The organism is Stenotrophomonas sp. YIM B13575 (assembly GCF_042787595.1).
GTDB lineage: Bacteria > Pseudomonadota > Gammaproteobacteria > Xanthomonadales > Xanthomonadaceae > Stenotrophomonas > Stenotrophomonas lactitubi_B.
In genome coordinates, this window is record NZ_JBHZOP010000069.1 from 1 (window position 1) to 20,932 (window position 20,932).

Genomic DNA, 20,932 nt, shown 5'->3' on the forward strand with positions numbered 1-20,932 from the left:
CCGCCAGCAGCGTGCGCACGTCGTAGGTGGAATTGAACACCTCCGGCACGCCGCGCTCGATGCCCAGCAGCGTATACACCGCTTCCATCGGCGTGCGCACCGAATACTCGGTGGTGAAAATGCAGTCGCGCTGCTTCGATTCGGCGAACTGGCCGATGAAGGCGAAGTTCACCGCGCCCTCCGGCACCACGTCCGGGCGGTCACCGGCCTGGCGCGGCATGAAGAACGCGGTGATGTACGGCATCATCACCGGCACCGTCTTCGCACCGGTCGCCGCCAACTCGTCGATCTCCTCCACCGGCACGCCCAGGTGGTACAGCCACTCGCGGGTGATCTCCTCGCCCGTGCAGTCCTGCATCGGCTTGTTCACGTAATCGCCGGGCGTATCCACGAACAGCGAATACACCCACACCACGATCTGGTCCTTCGGCTGGTTCTTGAAGTGCGGCTGGCGGTTCACCGTCCAGCTCATCAGCCAGCGTGAATCGCGCACGCTCACGATGCCGCCGGTCACCACCCTGCCGCTGAACGGATCGCGCTTGGCAATCTTCTCGATGTATGCCGGAATGCGCGCGTCCAATGTGGTCACCGTTGCCGATTCCCACTTGGTTTCCGCTATATGCGCGCCGAACACATCCGGGTGCCCGAACGCCGCATCCTTGGCCGCGATGCGCCGCCACAGGTCCCACGCCGGTGCCGGGCCTTCATTCAAGCGCGCAGCAGTGTGGTGGTCGCCGTTGTCGGAATTCTCGGTGAGCGAGCCGATCGTCATGAACAGCAGATCGTCCGCGCCCAGATCCACGCCACCGGCCTGGCCATCCTGCGTCCAGTGGATGCGCGTGGCCTGCTGTCGCCCTTCCTGCTGCGCGAAGTCCACATCGGTCACCTCGGTGCCGTACTGGAACCGCACATCGCGCTCCTGCAGCCACTTCACCAGCGGCAGCACCAGCGATTCGTACTGGTTGTACTTGGTGAACTTCAGCGCAGAGAAATCCGGCAGCCCGCCGATATGGTGGATGAAGCGATGCAGGTACAGCTTCATCTCCAGCGCCGAGTGCCATTCCTCGAACGCGAACATCGTGCGCCAGTAAAGCCAGAAATTGCTGTCCAGGAAATCGCGGCCCAGCACCTCGTTGATGCGCTTGTTCTCCATCTCCTGCCGGGTAGCCAGGAACAGCGCGATGATGTCCTTCTGCGCCTGCTCGCTCAGGGTGAACAGGCCATCGGTATGCGCATCCTCGCCCCGGTTGACGGTGGCGCGCTGCAGCGAATAGTTCGGGTCATCCTTGTTCAGCCAATAGAACTCGTCCAGCACGCTGGCATCGTCTATTTCCAGCGACGGAATCGAGCGGAACAGATCCCACAGGCACTCGAAGTGGTCTTCCATCTCGCGGCCGCCGCGGATCACGAAACCCTTCTCCGGCACCTTCAGGCCATCGAGCGCGCCACCGGCAATCTGCTGCTGCTCCAGGATGGTGATGCGCTCGCCGGGCATGCGCCCATCGCGCACCAGGAACGCCGCACCGGCCAGCGAAGCCAGGCCCGAGCCGACGAACCACGCCGTCTTGTTGTCCACGCCCACCGGCTTGCGCGGGCGTGCGAAGGCCTCGTAGTTGCCACTGCTGTAGAACATGCGCGTCTCCTTCCTGGATGGGGTGAGCCCACTCTAGCGCTGAACCGATGTACCGCATCCTGCAGAGAGACTGCGACGCAGTGACGCATGCCCCGATGCAAGCGGCCTCAACCGCCGTCAGCATTCGCCTCGGTAGTGAACCAGCGCTGGAACCCGTCGATGGCGTCCGGCATCAGCGCGCGGACGCGCTCACAGACCACCGCTTCGGCCTGGCGGATGGCACTCACTGCATCCGGCTGCGCGCACAACGCCATCGCCACATCCGAGGCATCCAGCATCGCCAGGTTCACGCCCACGCCTACCGGCGGCATCAGATGGGCTGCATCTCCGATCAGCGTCACACCATTGCGCGGTGTCCAGCGGAAATCCGCCGGCAGGCTGTAGATCGGCCGCCGCACGAAGTCGGTGCACGCCTCCAGCAGCCGCCGCAGGTTCGGTGCCCAGCCGGTGTAGCTTCCTGTCACCAGCGCGCGCATGCCTTGCTGCACGATCTGCGCATCAAGCCAATCAGAAGGCCGCTTCAGCGCCGCATACACGCAGAGGCGATCACCGCTGTTGCGCTGCACGAACATCGCCTCCTCGCCGCCAAAGCAGAACAGGCTGCCCTGCCCCACCATGGCCGCGATATCCGCCGCAGGCTGTGCGATCCAGCCTTCGAAGAAGGTAATGCCGGTCGGCAACGGCTGGCAGGCACTCAGCGCCGCGCGCACTTTCGACCACGCACCATCGGCACCGATCACGATGTCCGCCTCGGCCTGCACGCCGTTGGCAAAGCGCAGGCTGTGGTGGCCTGCCTGTGCAAGCACTAGCTCGGTCAGGCAATGGCCCCACTGCACCGTGTCGGTCGGCAGCGCACCCAGCAGCAGCTGGCGCAGGTCGCCGCGGTCGATCTCCGGCTTGTCCATGCTTCCCTCCGGCCCGAATCCACCGGCGACAATCTCTCCGGTCCACGGATCGCCTGTCCGCTGTTCCTGTCCCTCGTGGCGCGCCACGGCCCGGAATGCGTCCAGCAGACCGGCGCGCTGCAGCGCCACCTGGCCGGAATCCTCGTGCAGATCCAGCGTGCCGCCCTGGGTGCGCTGCTGCCCCGACGACTCGCCCTCGTACACGCACACGCGGTGGCCGCCGCGATGCAGGATGAGGGCGGCGGTCAGGCCGGCGGGGCCTCCGCCGATGATGGCGATACGCGGATGCTGCAGCATGAGGCGGCCCATGGAATAGTTGACATATCAACCGTAGAACGTTTCGGTTGACACGTCAACCGAACACGGGCAACGTGGGCTCATGACCTCACCCACCATCACTCCCGACGAGTGGGCCGCCTGGCGCGGCTTCCGGCGCATGGCCGAGATCACCTCCGGCCGCATCGTCCACGACATCACCCGCAGCACCGGGCTCTCCAGTGCCGACTTCGTCGTGCTGATGGAACTGAGCAAGGCAAAGGATCGCTGCCGCCGCCAGCGCGAACTGCTGGACTACCTGGAATGGGACAAGACCCGGCTCTCGCACCAGCTCACCCGCATGGCCGGCCGCGGCCTGATCGAGCGCGACACCGACAGCGACAACGTCGTGGTGATCCGCATGACCGCAGAAGGCCGCACCCAGCTTGGCGCAGCACGGCCGGTCCATGTCACCAGCGTGCGCCGTAATTTCCTGGACCATCTCTCAGCCGATGACCTGGCCGCGCTGCAGCAGATCACCGACAAACTGCATGCAGCACTGCAGGACGCAGAGAACTGAGACGCCGTCAGTTCACAGACGACGGCCCAACACCTGTCCCGGCCAGCCATCCACGTTGAAGGTCGACAGCCGCTCGTAACCGCACGATTCGTAGAAGCGCACCAGCTCGCCACTGCCACCGCCATAGCAGTCCACGCGCAGGTAATCCAAGCCCGCCGCGCGCGCCTGCTCGTCCGCGAACGCCATCAAGCGACGGCCGATACCACGCACCCGCGCATCGCGCGAAGCAATCAGCACGCGCACGTACAGCTCTGGCTCGGTTGCCGCAGGCACATACGGCATCGCCTCGCCCAACGCCAGGAACGCACGCACCTCACCCTGCGCGGTTTCCGCCACCCACGCACCGGGCAGCGCGCAGGCATCGTTCACCTGGGTGATGCGGCGCGGAATGGACGACCACGCCTCGGTGCCCCATTGCTGCGGGTTGCCGATGGCCACGAACCACGCAATCACCTCATCGAACAAGCCCAGCACCGCAGGCGCATCGGCCACGCTGGCGCGACGGATGTTCAAGATGTCCTTTCCAACTTCAGTCACGCACGCACTCCCTGACGTCCCGCAAATCCAGTAGTGCCAGGCCATGCCTGGCAAGCACCCAGTGTATCGACCCCGCGCCTCACCATCGCACTTGACATGCAGGCATTTACCTGCCTATTGTGATCCCACGGACGGCACCCCGCCGCCCACCGTGGAGCCGCAGTCATGGTGGATATCGCGCACAGAGTCGGCATCAACGGCCCATCGGCCCAGGTCTACCAGGCCCTGGCCACTCCCGAAGGCATCGCCGCCTGGTGGGCCGAAGACACCACCGGCGACCGCCACGTCGGCGGCACCGCCACCGCCCGCTTCACCGCCAACGGCGTGCAGATCGGCGCCATGCAGATGAAGCTGCTGCAACTTCAGCCAAACGAGCTCGTGCTGTGGGAATTCATCGACGGCCCGCCGGAATGGATCGGCACCACCGCGCGCTTCGCCCTGCACCAGGACGGCGACTACTGCATCGTGCTGTTCACTCACGAAGGCTGGAAGAAACGCGTGGAGTTCATGCACCACTGCAGCACCAAATGGGCCATCTTCCTGATGAGCCTGAAATCCCTGCTGGAAACCGGGCGCGGCCAGCCCAGCCCGCAGGACATCAAGATCGACAACTGGAACTGAAGGCCCCCATGGATGCAGACAAGGTGTTCAAGGCACTGGCCGACCCCACGCGCCGCACGCTGCTGGACCTGCTGTGCGAGCGCAACGGACAGACGCTGGGGCAGCTCTGCGAGCACCTGCAGATGGCCCGGCAATCGGTCACTCAGCACCTTGGCCTGCTGGAAGACGCCAACCTGATCAGCACCGTCAGGCGCGGCCGCGAGAAGCTGCACTTCATCAACCCGGTGCCGTTGCACGATGTCTATACGCGCTGGGTAAGCAAGTTCGAGCAGCAGCGCTTGAGCCTGCTGCATGACCTCAAACAGGAACTGGAAGGAGAATGACGATGAGCGCTGAATCCACCCGTTTCATCCACGTGATCTATATCGCCTCCACGCCACAGAAGGTGTTCGAGGCCATCACCCGGCCGGAGATCGCCCGCACCTACTGGGGCCATGAAAACGTATCGGACTGGAAGCCCGGGTCGCGCTGGCAACACGTGCGCGCCAACGACGAACGCAAGGTCGAGCTGGTCGGCGAAGTGGTGGAAAACACCCCACCCTCGCGGCTGGTGATCACCTGGGCGGCCGCCTCGCAGGCGGACAACCCGAAGGCCTACAGCCGGGTGACGTTCGAGATCGTGCCGTATGAGGACATGGTCAAGCTGACGGTGACCCATGACGAGCTGGAACCGGGCAGCGGCATGGATACCGGCATCCGCCAGGGCTGGCCGATCGTGCTGTCGAGCCTGAAGTCGCTACTGGAAACCGGCAAAGGACTGGATGTCTTCGCCAAACCCCGGTAGTGCCAGCCCATGGCTGGCAATCCCCCCGGCCCAAGCCGACCCGTGAAGGCGCCTTGATTCCGCTGAACGACGCATGCAACGCGTGTTGGCCGCTCACCCGTCAAGCACGCGTTACAGCACATCAACACGGCATCATTGCGACGCAGTCCAAATACCCTTCCACAGGTTCCTCTTGCAGCCCTCTTCCTCTTCGGCCGGTGAACCGGCCCCGTCGTCGCCGGCCTTCATTGAAGTTGTTGTTGTGCGGGCCGGTACCCACCTGTTTGCCATCGATGTCGAAGCCGCGATTGAAATCCGCGGGCCGGAAACCTTTGATCGCCCCGGCAGTGGCACGAGTCCGCACCTCACCGTGCGCGGCCACGCCCTGCCGGTGGTCGACCTGCGTCAAGCCATTGGTTTGAGCGGGTTCGCCCATGGCTGCCCTGCCATGCTGCTGGTGCAGGCCGGCGCGGAGACCTTCGCTCTGGCCGTGGACGAGGTGCGGGACATCGAAAGCGTGCCACGCCACAAGGTGCGGCCCGCCGCGGATACCTCGTTGGGGTTCTGCAGCCATCGCATCGCGTTGGGCACTTTGGGCGAGACCCCATTGATCGACCACGCACTGTTGAAGATCGGGTGATCCGCCGGTGCTTGGCTGTTGCGCCGGGCAAACGCTGAACGCCGCCCTCGCACTCACTCACGCCAAACCCGGCTCCGACCGCCCTCCGACGGCGCCCATCACAGCATCGCCTGCAGACAATCCAGGCAATCCTCGATGAGCGCTTCAGACACAGGTTCCCTGCACAGCAAAGTGGCGGCGGTCACCCTCGGCTTCTGGGTGATGAAGATCGCCGCCACCACCCTCGGCGAGACCGCCGGCGACCTACTGTCGATGACGCTCAACCTCGGCTACGTCGCCAGCTCGGTCATCCTGCTGACCATCTTCGCTGGCTTGCTGGCCGTGCAGCTGTCGGCACGTCACTTCCACCCGCTGCTGTTCTGGTCGGTGGTGTTGGCCACCAGCACCGCCGGCACCACCATGTCGGATCTGATCGACCGCACGCTGGGGCTGGGCTACGCCACTGGCGCCAGCCTGCTGGCCGGCTGCCTGGCGCTGGTGCTGCTGGCCTGGCGGTTGTCGGAGAAGTCGATCTCGGTCAGCAACATCGAGTCACGCCGCGCCGAAGGCTTCTACTGGACCGCCGTGCTGTTCTCCAACACGCTCGGCACCGCGCTGGGTGACTTCCTCGCCGACGATTCCGGGCTGGGCTTCACCGGCGGCGCACTGCTGATCGGCAGCCTCATCGCCCTTACCGCGCTGGCCAGCCGCATCAAAGGCGTCAACCGGGTGGTGCTGTTCTGGATCGCGTTCGTGCTGACGCGTCCGTTCGGAGCGACCTTCGGCGACCTGCTTACCAAGCCGCTGGAGAAAGGCGGCCTTGGCTTCGGTACGGTGGGCTCATCTCTGGTGCTGTTTGCGATCCTGGCAACGCTGGTGGCAATGCCGATGCTGCAGCGGCGGGCACAGCCGGCCAGCAGCTAGCGGGCTGTCCAGCCACCATCCACCGGCAGCGCTGTGCCCGTAATCTGAGCCGCAGCATCCGAGGCCAGGAACACCACCATCTCCCCCAGCTGCTCAGGCGTCACGAACTGCAACGAAGGCTGTTTCTCTGCCAGCAGAGCGCGCGCCGCGGATTCCTGATCCGTGCCGTCCTTCTCGGCCAATGCCGTGATCTGCTGCTCGACCAGCGCCGTTCGCACCCACCCCGGGCAGATGGCATTGGCAGTGATGCCAGTGCCCGCATTCTCCAGCGCGGTCACCTTGGTGAACCCCACTACGCCATGCTTGGCCGCCACATAGGCCGACTTGTTTACCGAACCAACGAGCCCGTGCACTGACGCGATGTTGATGATGCGACCGGCCCCCTGCTGCCTCATGTAAGGCAAGGCCGCCGCCGTTGAGTGGAACACCGCCGAGAGATTCAGCGCGAGGATCGCATCCCACTTCGCTACGGGAAACGCCTCAATCGACGCGGTGTGCTGGATGCCCGCATTGTTCACCAGGATGTCGATGCGCCCCATCGTCGCGACGGCGCGGTCGACCATCTCCCGCACTGCCTCGCCACGCGAAAGGTCGGCGCCATCATGCGCCACCCGTACGCCGAATTCGGCTTCAAGGCTGGAACGTATGCGTTCGATCTCCGCCGCATCGCCAAAGCCATTCAACACGATGTCGGCACCCTTCCGCGCCAACGCACTGGCAATGCCAAGACCGATACCGCTGGTGGAGCCGGTGACCACCGCGACCTTTCCGTTGAACATGGGCGAGCTTCCATCGGGCGTAGGCCGCCAGTGTAGCTCCACGGGCCAACCCCCTTTTGAATGGAACGGCCGATGTCGGCCCACGGTTAGAAGAGGACGCCCGCTCGCTCAACGGTCGCCAGGGGATTGGCTTTCCGCACCGCCTCTAGGAACAGCAGGAAATCGCGGTTGAACAGCGTCAGATTGTTGGTGAACGTCACGCACTTTCTTCCCGATGCTTTACTGAAGCACACCTGCCAGACATAGCGCCCGTAGATGACATCGGAGGTTCGGGTGACGGAGGTGATCTGCGAGAGCGGAACGGCCGTGGGCACCGGGCCACGCCGCAGGTAGAAGGACTCCGCATCAAAGAAGTAGTGCTCCCGATCCTCTTTCCCATCCACCATCACCAAGGTCATGGACGTACCGGAAATCCGGCGAGGGGGATGCAAACGCAGCCCTGTTTTCACAGTAGAACGGGCAGTCGCTGACATTCGCCGAAGGATGAACCAAAGGATCACCAACGGAAGCGCCGCAAGGACAATGAAGCCCACGGTCTTCAAAACACCTTCCAATGCGCTTGCCACACAGATCTCCACGATGAACTTTCAGGCATTGGCGACGCCCAGGTAGATCCACGCCACGCGTGGATGCTTCGGCTTCAACGCCCCATCACTTCCAATGATCCGGCCCCAAAAACGGCAGGCTCAGCACAAACACCGGAACCGCAACAGGCGCCAACGCCGCGCCCAGCACCTTCCCGGCCGTCGTCCCAACCCCCGGCTTCTCCGTATCATCCGGCCGGATCCGCTCAGCCCGCGCGGTAATCGACTGCGTCAGCTTCGCCTTCGCCGCCAGCGCCGCAGCGTCCGGCAACGTCACCCGCTCGCCATCACTCTCGAACAGCGCGCTGTAATAGCTGCCGCCCTGCCTGGAAAGATTACAGTCCGGGTTGGCCGCCAGTTCGTAGCGGGTCCGTGCTTCAAGAATGTACGGCCGGCGCGTCAATCCATCGATGGCCTTGGCCACCCGCGGGCTGATCTCCAACCGTTCCAGCTTGAACTGCGCCGCCAGTTCCGGCGTCACCTGCTCTGGTCGCAGCAGCAGCGCGTAGCTGCCGTGCACCTTGGTCCTGTCGGCCGGCACGCGCCAGTCCTCACGGAAGTACAGCTGCGCGCAGACCACGGCCTCGCGCAGCGGGCTGTCCATCAGCGCACGGTAATCACGGAACGGCGCGGCATCAAAGCGCATTTGCTCGTCATAGACCGGCAGCAGGTACAGCTTGCCGTCGTCGGCCACGAACGCGCCGGTAATCTCGCGACTGGAATGGTGGTAGTCCGGCCCACTGGCGCAGCCAGACAGCAGGGTCAAGCACAGGGCGGAGAGAATGAAGAGGACGGACGTACGCATGTCGTGTTGAATGGATTCCCTGGATAACCGGCCCCGCCCAAAGGAGCGAAGCCAGTCCACCATGGTGCCATGACGCAGCAGGCGATGAAAAAACCGACTTACTTCAACCGCTCCACCAACCGCTGCCCCACCTCCAGTGCCGACGCCGGGTTCTGCCCGGTAATCAGTTCGCGATCCACCACCACATGCCCCGTCCACGGCGTGGCATTGCTGCTGAACTTCGCACCCGCCCGCACCAACGCCGTCTGCGGGTAGAACTTCATCTCACCGCCGCCCAGCAGCGGCTTGGCCTGCTCTTCTTCCTGGTTGCTGATCACCGTCATCTGGTAGCCGCTGTAGATCCACTTCGGCGCGGCCGGCATCGCACCCGTGTCCAGCGTCGCCACGAAACCAGCCGCATCCGGCAGCGTGGACAGCAGCGCGATCGGCCCGTGGCAGACCAGCGCGGTGGTTTTGTTGCGCTGGTGGAAGTCGGCCAGCAACCGACCCAGCGCCGGGCTCTTCAGCAGGTCCTGCATCGGTGCGTGGCCACCGGGAATGTAGACCGCATCGAAACGCGCATAACCCTGCTGCTCGACGCGCGCCAGACTGACCACCGGCGAGGCCGTCGGCGAGGTCAGCGCCAGCTTCTTCAGCAGGTCCTTGTGCAGCGTCAGCTGCGCAGCATCGTTGCCGAAGTACGCCGGCGTCACCGATGACGCATCCACCGTCGGTGCCCGCCCCTGGGGTGTGGCGAAGGTCACCTCGTGGCCCGCGTCCAGCAGCAGCTTGACCGGCTGCATCAGCTCGTTGAGATAGAAGCCGGTGGACAGCACCTTGCCGTCCTTCAGGTCCAGGTGGCTTTCGTCGGACAGCACCACCAGCACGTTGGCGGCATGCGCGCCGGTTGCGGCCAGGGTCAGGGCCAGCGCTGCGGCCAGCCGGGTCATCAGGTTCATGGGGAGCTCCTATCGGGGAATGGCCGCCACTTTATTCATCGCCCCAGCGGCGATAAATTGGCCTTATCGCAAAACATCTGTTCCCCGGAGAGCTAAATGAGCCGCAAGTTCGACTACCTGGGCGACGTGGAGGTGTTCCTGGCGGTGGTCGAGCACGGCTCGTTCACGGCCGGCGCGGTGGCGCTGTCCACCACGCCCTCGGTGCTGAGCCGCGCGGTCACCCGCCTGGAAGCGCGGCTGGGCCGGCAGCTGCTGCAGCGGACCACCCGCCGCGTGGGCCTGACCGACGCTGGGCGGCTCTATCGGGAACAGGTGCGCACCGCCTTCGGCCTGCTGGACGACGCCGAACGCGACGTGCTGGCCCAGGACGGTGCGCTTGCCGGCCGCGTGCGCCTGAGCGTGCCCACCACCTACGGCCACTACCGGCTGCCGCCCGTGCTGGCGCGCTTTGCGCAGCAGTTCCCGCAGGTGCAGGTGGAACTGAACATCACCAACCGCAACGTGGACCTGGTGGCCGAAGGCTTCGATCTGGCCATCCGCCTGGGCCAGCTGCCGGATAGCGGGCTGGTGGGCCGAAAGCTGGAAGATGCACCGCTGCTGCTGGTGGCGGCGCCGGACTACCTGCAGCGGCGCGGCACGCCGCAGACGCTGGACGACCTGCAGCAGCACCTGTGCCTGCCCTTCGTAATGCCGCGCACCGGACGGCTGGCACCGTGGATCTTCCGCGACGACGGGCGCGACGTGGACTGGCTGCCGCGTTCGTCCATCGAGACCTCCGACGATGTGCTGGGCGTGGTGTCGCTGGCCGAACAGGGCATCGGCATCTGCCAGAGCTATGAGTTCATCGTGCGCGAGCGGTTGCAGCGTGGGCAGTTGGTGGAAGTGTTGCCGCAGCTGCGGGGAAGATCGCGGCCGTTCTCGGTGATCTATGCGCCGCATCGACGGCAGTCGGCAGCGGCGCGGGCGATGATTGAGCTGTTGGTGGGGAATGCGTCGGCGGTTGAGGACGGCGTTGATTGAGGTTGCGGGGCTCGCTAGCGATGTCGCATTTGAACCGATTGTTGGGGTGTGCGGCTGATCGGCCGCCGTTGTCTGCCGACGCTGACTAAGAACTGTTGTAAAGAACTCCGTCGCGCTATGCGCTTGCGGCATGGGCGATTGCGCCACTTTGATTCGCAATCAGCAGAGCATCTGCGCGAATGCGTCCTATGGCGTCGCGTGCTGCACGAATGCTGCGTGCAACAATAGATCTTCGCTCTCGAACTCCGCGATTTCTTCGCGAATTTCAATTTGCATTCGAAGCGACCGCGTAAACACCATGGCGCGCCACCGACAACGGGTGGCAACGGGTCTGCAAACCCGCGATGAGAAAAGCACCTGTTGTTTACGCTTGCCCGTCGGCACCGTCCTTAACCGGTGCCGGCGGGCAATCCGTCGGCCTATATGGCGGGCGGTGCGTGGGGGCCTTCGGGCCCGCCGGTCTATGTGCTTGCTCATCCCGGTTTGCAGCCACGCATCGTCCGCCACCCCGCTTACGCGGTGGCGCTGTTAAGCACAGCCAAGGAAACCGACGCCATGAACGAGTCCGATACCTTCTCTTCGTACACCGTTGTTGAGCCCATCAACGACGACACGCCGCTGCCCGACCTGAACTCCCTGCTCGGCATCCTCAAGCGCATGCGCGACTGCGAAGGCGCTGATGGGTTGCCCTGGCCGGAGAACGATGTGTCACCCGGCCGCCGCGTGAGCCTGGCGAGAACCGAGCGCGCGTTGGTGGGGCTACTGACGGTGCTCGAGGTGCTGCACTCGGCCGACCGCTGCCGGGTGGCAGCGGAGCCGGAGCGGCATCTGGATGAGGGCGTTGTTGATGGGTTGTTCCTAGCTTGCCGGGGGTTGGCTGAGTGGGCTTGTCAGGAGGTTAGGCCGGAGTGATTGCTAAGGCCTTCAAGGGCGACCTGATCTGGCCCATCTGAATCTCAGTCGCCCTCACCGCACCCCGATCAAACTAAGCCTCAGAATCCTCATCTTCATCCTACCTCCGGCCCTCCCTAGACCAGTAGCCCAACCGACGGTCGCTTCCTCTGCGCATAGGACCACAATTTCTACTGAAGCTGGATCTTTGCCGCAATGGCAGTCCACAATCCGGCTCCCCGATAGGCTCTATGGAAAATTCGCAGTGCCCTAGTTGCTACCAGTGCGACGCTAGAGCAACGGGGCGAGAGCATGCCCCTCCGAAATGCCTCTATCCAAGCGACCGAGATCGATCGCGGCTTATCACGGTGCCTTCCTGCTCCAAATACAACAACGACGCATCTCGGGCCGATGAGTATTTCAGGTTTCTGCTTGCCGGGGCCATCTCCGGCACACCACAGGCGATCTCAAGTGATGCAGCAAGAGGTGCTATTCGACTAGCGCAAAAACGAAGTCATAATCTTGAACGTTTCGGTGTCGCATGGGATGGGAGGCATTGAAGATTGACAGTGAATTCACCGTCGATATCGAGCTTTTGAGGGCTTGTCTCGAGAAGATGGGACGACCATTCTACTTCCACCATCATGCAGGCCTGCGAAAGCTCCGGATTCCGCTGCACACTCTTCCACTTTTTGTTCGGACGGATAGTTCGAGCGATAGCGTGTTCTTCGAGCCATAGCGTGTTCAAAGCTGGGCTCGGAGTTGCTCCAGCACGCTTCTCGGAGCTCCCCCCCTCTGGCACAACTGACCGCCTGGGCTCCAGCACTGAAAATGGCATTGCCTCGACAGCAAGCACATCCTGGTGTTTCCGAGCGGGGTCGGGGCGGGCCATCCAATGACGCGAGTTTCTGCAGCGTAGGCCGGCATCCATTCTCGACGAACAGCCCGAGCATAGGGGCGTCACGTGGAGCCTAGCGCAGCTGATGTCCCCACGTTCAGAATGGACCCAACTGTACATTTCAGACCCGAACTGCCGGACGCCCAGTTGCTGTCCACCCGGTGGCTATCGGTCACCAACCTTTGGTAGAATCTGGCAAGCCACAGCACTCCCTAAAGCCTCAAAGCAACGAAGAGTATTGCCGTAAAGTAAGCGGAACGCTTCGGCGCTCAAACGCGCTTCAATGGGCGTTGTTCTACACTCGAGGCCGAACCGATGCTTGGGGGAATGTTAACAGTTTCAAGAATGCGCCGAAGGTCGTCGAGGTGCGGCTCCGGCTAGCCGCCAAATCACGCTCGGCGAGGAGCTAAGGGGAGGATCGCCGTTGTCATCACAGCAGCCTCTGACACCACATCAGAGCCAGTACTTTGCTTGGCTGCTGACCAGGCGTGCAGCAAGCGACTCGGTGGAGTCGCTGGCTTCGACCTTGGTCGATTCGCAGGTCGATCTGAATCCCCATCAGGTCGAGGCCGCGCTCTTCGCTTGCCGCAACCCCCTCTCTCGCGGCGTGATCCTCGCCGACGAGGTTGGTCTGGGCAAGACCATCGAAGCCGGCTTGGTCATCTCCCAACGCTGGGCGGAACGGCGGCGGAAGGTGCTCATCATCGTTCCGGCGAACCTGCGCAAGCAATGGCATCAGGAGCTGCAGGACAAGTTCGGCCTGCAAGGGCTGATCCTCGAAGCCAAAAGCTACAACGCGATCCGCAAGCAGGAGCAGCGAAACCCGTTTCTGTTCGCCTCTGGTCCGATCATCTGTTCCTACCAGTTCGCGAAGGCCAAGGCTGACGATGTCAAGGGCATCGAATGGGACTTGGTCGTCCTCGACGAAGCGCATCGCCTGCGCAACGTCTACAAAACCAGCAACGTCATCGCCAAGACCCTCAAGGAGGCGCTGTCGCGCGTTCACTCCAAGGCGCTCCTGACCGCGACACCGCTGCAGAACTCGCTGCTCGAACTCTATGGGCTGGTCAGCTTCATCGATGACCGGGTGTTCGGAGACCTTGATAGCTTCCGCTCGCAATTCACTGGCAGAGAGCAATCCTTCAGCAGCTTGCGTGACCGGCTGGCCCCCATCTGCAAGCGCACCCTACGCAAACAGGTTCAGCCCTACGTATCGTACACAGCGCGCAAGGCCATCGTCGAGGAGTTCACGCCGTCGAGCGAAGAGCAGGAACTTTCCAGGCTCGTCGCCGATTACCTACGCCGCCCCAACCTCAAGGCCCTGCCCGAGGGGCAGCGCCAACTGATTTCGCTCGTGCTGTGGAAGCTGCTCGCCTCCAGCACGCACGCGATTGCGGGTGCGTTGGAGACGATGGCCAAGCGTCTCCAGGGTGTGCTGAATGAAACTCCCGCGGTTGCCGATCTCGCCGAAGAACTGGACGAGGACTACGAGTCGCTCGACGAGACCGCTGACGAATGGGAAGACCAAGAGCCGGGCACCAAGGCAACGAGCCGCACCGAGCGTGATGCCATCGCGCAGGAGATCGAGGAGCTGCGCCACTTCAAAACGCTGGCAACCAACATCCGTGACAACGCCAAGGGCAAGGCGCTGCTCACCGCGCTGGATCGCGCCTTCGCCGAACTGGATCGGTTGGGCGCCGCCAGAAAGGCCATCATCTTCACCGAATCCAAGCGCACGCAGGAATACCTCCTTAACGTGCTGGCCGACACGCCATACGGCGACGGCATCGTGCTCTTCAACGGCACCAATAGCGACCAGCCTGCGCAGGCGATCTACAAGGACTGGCTGAAGCGCCACGAAGGCACCGACCGCATCACAGGCTCCAAGACCGCCGACACCCGTGCGGCACTGGTCGAGCACTTCAAGGAGCGTGGCAAGGTCATGATTGCCACCGAGGCCGGAGCCGAAGGCATCAACCTCCAGTTCTGCTCGCTCGTTATCAACTACGACCTGCCGTGGAACCCGCAGCGCATCGAGCAGCGCATCGGGCGCTGCCACCGCTACGGTCAGAAGCACGACGTGGTGGTGGTCAATTTCGTCGACCGCAGCAATGAGGCCGATGCACGGGTGTATGAGCTGCTGTCGCAGAAGTTCCAGCTCTTCGAGGGCGTGTTTGGGGCTAGCGACGAAGTGCTGGGTGCCATCGGTTCGGGCGTCGATTTCGAGCGGCGTATCGCCGAGATCTACCAGAACTGCCGAGAGCCCGAGGAAATCAAGTTCAGCTTCGAGCAACTCCAGCTCGACCTCTCCGGCGAGATCAACCAGGCGATGGTCAAGACGCGCCAGGTATTGCTTGAGAACTTCGATGAGGAGGTGCAGGAGAAGCTGCGCATGCGGGCCGACGACAGCCGCAACGCGCGCAATCGCTTCGAGCGCATGCTGATGGACTTGACCCGCGCCGAACTGGTCCATTGCGCCGCGTTCGATGACGACGGTTTCAATCTCCGCCACATGCCGACTGGAGTCGAGCACAGCGACCTCGCGGGCATCGAGCTGGGGCGCTATGAATTGCCCCGCCGCTCCGGCGACGCGCACCTATACCGCATCAATCATCCGCTGGCGCGATGGGGCATCGAGCAGGCCAAGGCTCGGGCACTCGGCGGGGCTCGCCTCGTCTTCGACTACAACGCCCACGGTGCCAAGATCAGCACGCTTGAAGCCTGGCGCGGCAAAGCCGGATGGCTCACCGTGAAGCTAATCTCGGTCGAGACACTCGGCAACCAGGAGCAACATCTGCTGGTTGCGGCGGGCACGACCGACGGCGTCGTGCTCGCGGAAGAAGATCCGGAAAAACTGCTGCGCCTGCCCGCAGCCACACAGACCGCGAGTCTGTTCAACGCCCCTGGCGTCACCCTGCTGGCCGACGTGGAAGCCCGCAAGACCGCACTCCTGCGGGACGTCAACGAGCGCAACCTCGGCTACTTCGAGCAGGAAGTCCAGAAGCTGGATGCTTGGGCGGACGACCTGAAGCTCGGTCTGGAGCAGGAGATCAAGGAGATCGACCGCGAGATCAAGGAGGTGCGCCGAACCGCCGCGACCTCGCCGACGCTGGAAGAAAAGCTGTCATGGCAGAAGAAGCAGCGCGAACTAGAAGGCAAGCGCAGCAAGCTGCGCCGCGAGTTGTTTGCCCGGCAGGACGAAGTCGAAGCGCAGCACAATGACTTGATCAGCCGGCTTGAAGTGCAACTCCAACAGCAGGTCGAGGAGCGCACGCTGTTCACTGTCGAGTGGGAGTTGATATGACGACCAAGAGAGAACTCGCGAGAGGAGCACTTTGGCGGCAATGGGACCTGCATATCCACACGCCAGCCTCATTCCACTGGCAAGGACAGAAGTTTGACGGCGATCTGTCATCTGCCCAAACCACGGAGCTGGTCGATCAAATGATCGAAGCCATGAACAAGGCCGAACCCGCTGTGTTCGCCATCATGGACTACTGGACCTTCGATGGCTGGCTTGCGCTGCGAAAGCGCCTCAAGGATGAAGGTGCTCCGGTCCTAAAGAAGCTGGTCCTTCCAGGTATTGAGCTACGACTCGCAGCCCCGATGAAAGGACGACTGAACGCCCACGTGTTGTTCTCGAACGAAGTTGAAGACCAAGTGCTTCTGGACTTCAAGTCTGCCTTGCGCATTGAGTTGGTAGACAGGCCGCTTTCAGAGTCGGCATTGAGGGACCTTGCCAGGAGGGTCGGTGGGGACAAGCTGAAGCATCACGGGTTCAAGAAGGCCGACGTGGACGCATCCGACGAGAAGGCTTTGCTTGCGGGCGCCGTGATCGCCGAGATCAACGCCGACTCATACAGGGAAGCGATCCGGAAGGTTCCCTATGAACACGCAATCGGCTTCATGCCGTTTGATACAAACGATGGCTTGGCCGAAGTCGAATGGAAAGAGCACTATGCCTATGCCATGAATCTCTTTCAGACTTCACCGATCTTCGAGACGCGTGACGTTGACCTACGCGGCGCGCTTGTTGGCGAGCAGACACACGGCAACACCAAGTATTTCAAGAACTTTCAGGCAGGCCTGAAGAACATCCCGCGTCTGGCAGTCTCAGGGAGCGATGCTCACTGCTTCGTTGGGACACCGGGTAGTAACGACAAGCGGGGCTATGGCGACTTCCCCTCTGGCAAGAAGACGTGGATCAAGGCCGACCCAACGTTCCGTGGCCTCAAACAAGCCATTCGTGAACCGGCGAAGCGCTCCTACATTGGCGACAAACCACCCAAGGTGCAGGAAGTCGAGTCCAACAAGACCTACTACATCGAATCCATTGAAATCACCAAGACAGGAGACAAGGCCGGCGTAGGGCAATGGCTCCACGGCTGCGACATCCCGTTGAATCCCGACCTTGTTGCCATCATCGGGAACAAGGGAAGCGGGAAGAGCGCGTTGGCGGATGTCATCGCGACGCTTGGCAACTCTAAACAGTCCAAACACTTCAGCTTTCTCAGGCGAGATCGCTTCCTGGGGAAGACCGGGGAACCCGCACGACACTTCACCGGAACGCTGACTTGGTGCGACGAGAGCACCGAAGCCCGACCTCTTAACGAGCCTCCATCCGAAGAGAAGGCAGAGCTTGTTCGCTACATCCCACAGGGCTACTTCGAGGAGCTGTGCAACGAGCACGTGTCCGGTAAGTCGGATGCTTTCGAGAAGGAACTTCGGTCTGTGATCTTCTCTCACGCGAGTGAAGACATGAGGTTGGGCGCACTGGACTTCGATCAACTCACGGAGCAGCAGGAGCAGTCGCTCAGGAACCGATTGGGTGAGTACCGCAAGGAATTGGCCTCGGTCAACGCATCAATCGTGCGTATCGAGGAGCAGCTTCAGCCAATAGAGCTGAAGAAGCTCACCGACCTGCTTCTGCTGAAGGGCAAGCAGATTGAAGAACACGACAAGCTAAAGCCAGTGGAGGTTGCTGCGCCCACAGAAGCGTTGAGCCCCGAGCAAAAGCAGGCTGCGGAGGGCTTGGCAGCGGCTAGTCAGCAGATAGAAGCTGCGAAAAAGCGCACGCTAAAGATCGCCGGCGAGACCACCGAACTAGCCAAGCGGCAGAAGGCGATAGCTAATATTCGTGAGCAGTTAAGGTTGCTCCAGCGGGCTTTTGACCAAGCACAGCATGCAGTGTCCGATGACCTCAAGTTGCTTGGGTTCGCCTGGTCCGATCTGGCAGCCATCGACATCAAGACAGGTGCTCTCGACAAGAGATCAGCTGAACTCACGACGAAGCAGGGCGACTTGAAGACCGAGTCCGAGCAGCTGGCTGAAAACCTGGAGACCTACACGGAGACCCAGCAAGGGTTCACCGCGAAGCTGAACGCGCCTCAGCAACAGTTCGAGTCTTACCAGCGTCAGCTTGCCGAATGGAACAGGAAGCGGAATGAACTGCTCGGCTCACCCACCGAGCCGGAGTCGAGGGTTGGCTTGGAAACTCGTGCTGAGCAGATCAAGGCGCTGCCTGAACAGCTCAAGGAGTTGGAAGCAAAGCGATTGCAATTGTCGGGTGAAATATTCGACACCCTCGATGCCCAGCGCACGGCGCGTGCGGAACTGTTCAAACCTGTCCAGGACTTGATCCAGAAGAACGGCCTGATACGGGAAGACTACAGGTTGCAGTTCCAGGCGACTCTTGCGGCATCTGCGGATGCCATCGCGGATCAGTTGTTCGCCTTGATAAAGCAGACCTGGGGTGATTTCCGTGGGCAGGACGAGGCTCTTTCGACAATCCGAAAGCTGTTCGACAGTCATGACCTGAACACCAGAGGCGGGGCGTTGGCCTTCGTTGGCACCCTGCAGGAGAAGGTCTTGGAAGCCGCCAGAGCTTCCGGGTCGCCTGCTGGCATCTTCAACTTGGTGAAAAAGGGACAATCCGCAGCGGCAGTGTATGACCTGATCTTCGGGCTGAACTTCCTTGAGCCGCGATACTCTTTGCTGTTCCAAGACGCGCAGATCGAGCAACTCTCTCCCGGGCAGCGTGGTGCACTATTGTTGATCTTCTACTTGCTGGTGGACAAGGGAAAGACGCCCATCATCCTAGACCAGCCGGAAGAGAACCTTGACAACGAGACGGTGTTCCGCCTGCTCGTGCCCGTTCTGTCGGAAGCCAAGAAGCAGCGGCAGATCATCATGGTCACACACAACCCCAATTTGGCGGTTGTGTGTGATGCAGAGCAGATCATCCATGCGAGGTTCGATCGAGCATCGGACTCCACCATCGACTATGACTCGGGGGCGATCGAGAACACGGGGCTCAACGACGCCGTCGTGACTGTACTTGAAGGCACGAAGCCCGCATTCGAAAACCGATCCGGGAAGTACCATTGATGCCGGCGCTCGAACCTCAGTACTTGGCCCTCCTGAAGCAGGCGCTCGCCGCCCGCTTCGTTCCATTCCTGCCGCCGTTGCTCGGCAATGCAAATCCCACCGATCAGGCGGCGAAGCAGCTTTCACGGGCCTTCAGCGCTTTCGCTCTGCACAAGCTGCTCGACATCACCCCGCAGGTGGCCGCCGCTTCGGTCGTGGACGACTTTAACGACAAGGGCATCGACGCGATCCACTATCACGCGCCGTCGGAGACGCTGTACCTTCTGCAAACCAAGCTGAAGGAATCCGAGCAGTTCAAGCAGGAGGATGCGCTGCCGTTCTGCGAGGGCATTCGCCTGTTGCTCAAACAGGACTTCACCGCGTTCAACGGAAATGTTCTGAATCGGAAGGCTGATATCGAGGGCGCACTCGATGCGTGCAGCCACATCAAGCTGGTCGTACCCTATACCGGCGACGGTGTATCGCAAACGGCCCGCGACGCCTTGCAGGCGCTGCTCGACGACGAAGACCTCGACGAAGAGCGGCTGGCCAAGCAGGTGGAGTACTACACGGCGACCGAGATCGCCCGCGATCTGTTGGCGGAACAGGCCTACCAACCGGTGCACACGGATATCGCTTTGCAGAAGCACGCGAAAGTCGAAAGTCCGCGAGCTACGTATTATGGTGTTGCGCGGCTGGCGGACTTGGTGGGTCTACACCAGATGCACGGCAAGGCCCTGTACGAGCGCAACATCCGCTACTTCCTCGGCAGCAGCAAATCCGATGTCAACAAGGCCATCAAGACGACCTTGCATGACGCCCCGGCGGACTTTTTCTACCTGAACAATGGCGTCACAGCCGTCTGCGACCTAATCGAGCCGAAGGCCAAAAAGAATGGCGTCAAGAGGTTCAAGGTGCGCGGCCTGTCCATCATCAACGGCGCGCAGACGGTTGCCTCCGCTGCCGAGTTCGTGCGCCAGCATCCGGGCAAGAGCATTGATGACGCCAAGGTGATGCTCACTTTGATCAGGGCATCGAGGGATGGCCAATTTGGGAAGAGCGTGACCAAGGCTCGCAACCACCAGAACCCGGTACAGACCGCGAACTTCGCCTCGCTGGACGAGAACCAGGAGAGGCTGCGGCAGGAGATCGCCCACCTCAGTTTCGATTACCACTATCGCCCCGAGGCACTCGCGACCGGCACCAAGGCCATCACGCTCGATGAGGCTCTGCGGGCACTGGCCTCGCAACAGAACGACCCTCGCTACGCCGTGTGGCTCAAGAGCGAACCGGTGCGGCTCGCCAACCCCGACTCCGCCGACTACCAGGCGCTGTTCACTGCCGCGCTACCGGGCGTGACGCTGGTCAATGCGGTTCTGTGCCACCGCGCGATTCGCACCCTCGTAGTGGACTACGAACAGAAGGCCCCAGCGCGCAGCCAGGAACGCCTGATCTACCGTCATGGCGTGCACGTCATCACGGCGGTCATGATGAAGCGCCTGCGCAACCGCATCGGCGCGGCAGCCGTCATCGATCCGGCGGTGACCCCCGCACTGATCAGCCAGCCGCTCGATCAGCTCCGGCAGCAGGCTTTCGACGTCGGCCAGCAACGACTCATTGTTGAGGGGCCACTGGCTTACTTCCGCAACCAGGGCAACGTCGCGGCCTTCCTGGCCGACCTGATGGAAACACACTTTGCGCTGGGTGCCGATCCGGCCATAGCGCCACTACGCAATATTCAGAATGCAGCGGACGCGTATCCGCGCAAGCGCCTGATCGACTACTTGTCGAACCGCGCGCCACAACTATGAGAG

Annotated in this window: 18 protein-coding genes; 11 read left to right on the forward strand and 7 right to left on the reverse strand. The window is 62.3% G+C overall.

The genetic code is table 11. The annotated features are described in order from the left end of the window. Positions 1–1,633: oleate hydratase (locus ACFX4F_RS12590; protein ID WP_380655737.1), on the reverse strand; the 1,633-nt coding region annotated here is incomplete at its 3' end. 107 nt (positions 1,634–1,740) lie between these two features. Continuing rightward, positions 1,741–2,847: an FAD-dependent oxidoreductase gene (locus ACFX4F_RS12595; RefSeq protein ID WP_380655740.1), complete on the reverse strand. Its 1,107-nt coding sequence runs from the start codon at positions 2,845–2,847 to the stop codon at positions 1,741–1,743. 70 nt (positions 2,848–2,917) lie between these two features. Here ACFX4F_RS12595 and ACFX4F_RS12600 point away from each other — a divergent pair, with 70 nt between their 5' ends. Next, positions 2,918–3,373: a MarR family winged helix-turn-helix transcriptional regulator gene (locus ACFX4F_RS12600; RefSeq protein ID WP_099821289.1), complete on the forward strand. Its 456-nt coding sequence runs from the start codon at positions 2,918–2,920 to the stop codon at positions 3,371–3,373. A gap of 12 nt (positions 3,374–3,385) precedes the next feature. Here the strand turns inward: ACFX4F_RS12600 and ACFX4F_RS12605 are convergent, their stop codons facing one another. Further along, positions 3,386–3,910: a GNAT family N-acetyltransferase gene (locus ACFX4F_RS12605; protein WP_380655744.1), complete on the reverse strand. Its 525-nt coding sequence runs from the start codon at positions 3,908–3,910 to the stop codon at positions 3,386–3,388. 165 nt (positions 3,911–4,075) lie between these two features. On the opposite strand from ACFX4F_RS12605, the gene ACFX4F_RS12610 reads away from it, so the two are divergent. The 5 genes from ACFX4F_RS12610 to ACFX4F_RS12630 all read left to right on the forward strand — a co-directional run bounded on the left by ACFX4F_RS12610 (position 4,076) and on the right by ACFX4F_RS12630 (position 6,837). Beyond that, positions 4,076–4,531, forward strand: coding sequence for an SRPBCC domain-containing protein (locus ACFX4F_RS12610; protein ID WP_380655747.1), 456 nt, complete (start codon positions 4,076–4,078; stop codon positions 4,529–4,531). Between the two features lie 8 nt (positions 4,532–4,539). Next, entirely contained in the window at positions 4,540–4,854 is a 315-nt protein-coding gene (locus ACFX4F_RS12615) for a helix-turn-helix transcriptional regulator (RefSeq protein WP_100436164.1), read from the forward strand. Positions 4,855–4,856: 2 nt separating this feature from the next. After that, positions 4,857–5,315 (forward strand): SRPBCC family protein, encoded by a 459-nt coding sequence (locus tag ACFX4F_RS12620; RefSeq protein WP_380655750.1) that lies wholly within the window; start codon positions 4,857–4,859, stop codon positions 5,313–5,315. A 73-nt stretch (positions 5,316–5,388) separates the two neighbouring features. Next, positions 5,389–5,934 carry a chemotaxis protein CheW gene (locus tag ACFX4F_RS12625; RefSeq protein ID WP_380655753.1) on the forward strand — a complete coding sequence of 182 codons (546 nt, stop codon included), beginning with the start codon at positions 5,389–5,391 and terminating at the stop codon, positions 5,932–5,934. Between the two features lie 135 nt (positions 5,935–6,069). Continuing rightward, positions 6,070–6,837 (forward strand): hypothetical protein, encoded by a 768-nt coding sequence (locus tag ACFX4F_RS12630; RefSeq protein WP_380655756.1) that lies wholly within the window; start codon positions 6,070–6,072, stop codon positions 6,835–6,837. Here ACFX4F_RS12630 and ACFX4F_RS12635 read toward each other — a convergent pair. The 4 genes from ACFX4F_RS12635 to ACFX4F_RS12650 all read right to left on the reverse strand — a co-directional run bounded on the left by ACFX4F_RS12635 (position 6,834) and on the right by ACFX4F_RS12650 (position 9,943). Further along, the gene (locus tag ACFX4F_RS12635) at positions 6,834–7,616 is read right to left on the reverse strand and encodes a 3-hydroxybutyrate dehydrogenase (protein WP_380655759.1); all 783 of its coding nucleotides are present in this window, start codon (positions 7,614–7,616) and stop codon (positions 6,834–6,836) included. The two genes, ACFX4F_RS12630 and ACFX4F_RS12635, sit on opposite strands and share 4 nt — an antisense overlap. 86 nt (positions 7,617–7,702) lie before the next feature. After that, positions 7,703–8,182, reverse strand: a complete 480-nt coding sequence (locus ACFX4F_RS12640; RefSeq protein ID WP_380655762.1) for a hypothetical protein — start codon at positions 8,180–8,182, stop codon at positions 7,703–7,705. Between the two features lie 85 nt (positions 8,183–8,267). Further along, positions 8,268–9,005, reverse strand: a complete 738-nt coding sequence (locus tag ACFX4F_RS12645; protein WP_380655765.1) for a hypothetical protein — start codon at positions 9,003–9,005, stop codon at positions 8,268–8,270. Between the two features lie 98 nt (positions 9,006–9,103). Further along, complete coding sequence (locus ACFX4F_RS12650) at positions 9,104–9,943, reverse strand: type 1 glutamine amidotransferase domain-containing protein (RefSeq protein WP_380655768.1); 840 nt, start codon at positions 9,941–9,943, stop codon at positions 9,104–9,106. A gap of 96 nt (positions 9,944–10,039) precedes the next feature. On the opposite strand from ACFX4F_RS12650, the gene ACFX4F_RS12655 reads away from it, so the two are divergent. The 5 genes from ACFX4F_RS12655 to ACFX4F_RS12675 all read left to right on the forward strand — a co-directional run bounded on the left by ACFX4F_RS12655 (position 10,040) and on the right by ACFX4F_RS12675 (position 20,929). After that, complete coding sequence (locus tag ACFX4F_RS12655; protein ID WP_380655771.1) at positions 10,040–10,963, forward strand: LysR family transcriptional regulator; 924 nt, start codon at positions 10,040–10,042, stop codon at positions 10,961–10,963. A gap of 555 nt (positions 10,964–11,518) precedes the next feature. Beyond that, the gene (locus ACFX4F_RS12660) at positions 11,519–11,875 is read left to right on the forward strand and encodes a hypothetical protein (RefSeq protein ID WP_380655774.1); all 357 of its coding nucleotides are present in this window, start codon (positions 11,519–11,521) and stop codon (positions 11,873–11,875) included. A gap of 1,301 nt (positions 11,876–13,176) precedes the next feature. Then, a complete protein-coding gene (locus ACFX4F_RS12665; RefSeq protein ID WP_380655777.1) occupies positions 13,177–16,056 on the forward strand; it encodes an SNF2-related protein in 2,880 nt (959 codons plus the stop codon). Beyond that, the gene (locus ACFX4F_RS12670) at positions 16,053–19,139 is read left to right on the forward strand and encodes a TrlF family AAA-like ATPase (RefSeq protein WP_380655780.1); all 3,087 of its coding nucleotides are present in this window, start codon (positions 16,053–16,055) and stop codon (positions 19,137–19,139) included. The genes ACFX4F_RS12665 and ACFX4F_RS12670 overlap by 4 nt, the downstream gene beginning before the upstream one ends. Then, entirely contained in the window at positions 19,139–20,929 is a 1,791-nt protein-coding gene (locus ACFX4F_RS12675) for an AIPR family protein (protein ID WP_380655783.1), read from the forward strand. Before ACFX4F_RS12670 ends, ACFX4F_RS12675 begins: the two co-directional genes overlap by 1 nt. Positions 20,930–20,932 lie beyond the last annotated feature (3 nt).

What these genes read in the sequence shown, in the direction of transcription:
- ACFX4F_RS12595 (WP_380655740.1), bottom strand. Translation starts at nt 2,847, where the DNA reads ATGGGCCGCCTCATGCTGCAGCATCCGCGTATCGCCATCATCGGCGGA.
- ACFX4F_RS12600 (WP_099821289.1), top strand. Translation starts at nt 2,918, where the DNA reads ATGACCTCACCCACCATCACTCCCGACGAGTGGGCCGCCTGGCGCGGC.
- ACFX4F_RS12610 (WP_380655747.1), top strand. Translation starts at nt 4,076, where the DNA reads ATGGTGGATATCGCGCACAGAGTCGGCATCAACGGCCCATCGGCCCAG.
- ACFX4F_RS12615 (WP_100436164.1), top strand. Translation starts at nt 4,540, where the DNA reads ATGGATGCAGACAAGGTGTTCAAGGCACTGGCCGACCCCACGCGCCGC.
- ACFX4F_RS12620 (WP_380655750.1), top strand. Translation starts at nt 4,857, where the DNA reads ATGAGCGCTGAATCCACCCGTTTCATCCACGTGATCTATATCGCCTCC.
- ACFX4F_RS12625 (WP_380655753.1), top strand. Translation starts at nt 5,389, where the DNA reads ATGCAACGCGTGTTGGCCGCTCACCCGTCAAGCACGCGTTACAGCACA.
- ACFX4F_RS12630 (WP_380655756.1), top strand. Translation starts at nt 6,070, where the DNA reads ATGAGCGCTTCAGACACAGGTTCCCTGCACAGCAAAGTGGCGGCGGTC.
- ACFX4F_RS12635 (WP_380655759.1), bottom strand. Translation starts at nt 7,616, where the DNA reads ATGTTCAACGGAAAGGTCGCGGTGGTCACCGGCTCCACCAGCGGTATC.
- ACFX4F_RS12645 (WP_380655765.1), bottom strand. Translation starts at nt 9,005, where the DNA reads ATGCGTACGTCCGTCCTCTTCATTCTCTCCGCCCTGTGCTTGACCCTG.
- ACFX4F_RS12650 (WP_380655768.1), bottom strand. Translation starts at nt 9,943, where the DNA reads ATGAACCTGATGACCCGGCTGGCCGCAGCGCTGGCCCTGACCCTGGCC.
- ACFX4F_RS12655 (WP_380655771.1), top strand. Translation starts at nt 10,040, where the DNA reads ATGAGCCGCAAGTTCGACTACCTGGGCGACGTGGAGGTGTTCCTGGCG.
- ACFX4F_RS12660 (WP_380655774.1), top strand. Translation starts at nt 11,519, where the DNA reads ATGAACGAGTCCGATACCTTCTCTTCGTACACCGTTGTTGAGCCCATC.
- ACFX4F_RS12670 (WP_380655780.1), top strand. Translation starts at nt 16,053, where the DNA reads ATGACGACCAAGAGAGAACTCGCGAGAGGAGCACTTTGGCGGCAATGG.
- ACFX4F_RS12675 (WP_380655783.1), top strand. Translation starts at nt 19,139, where the DNA reads ATGCCGGCGCTCGAACCTCAGTACTTGGCCCTCCTGAAGCAGGCGCTC.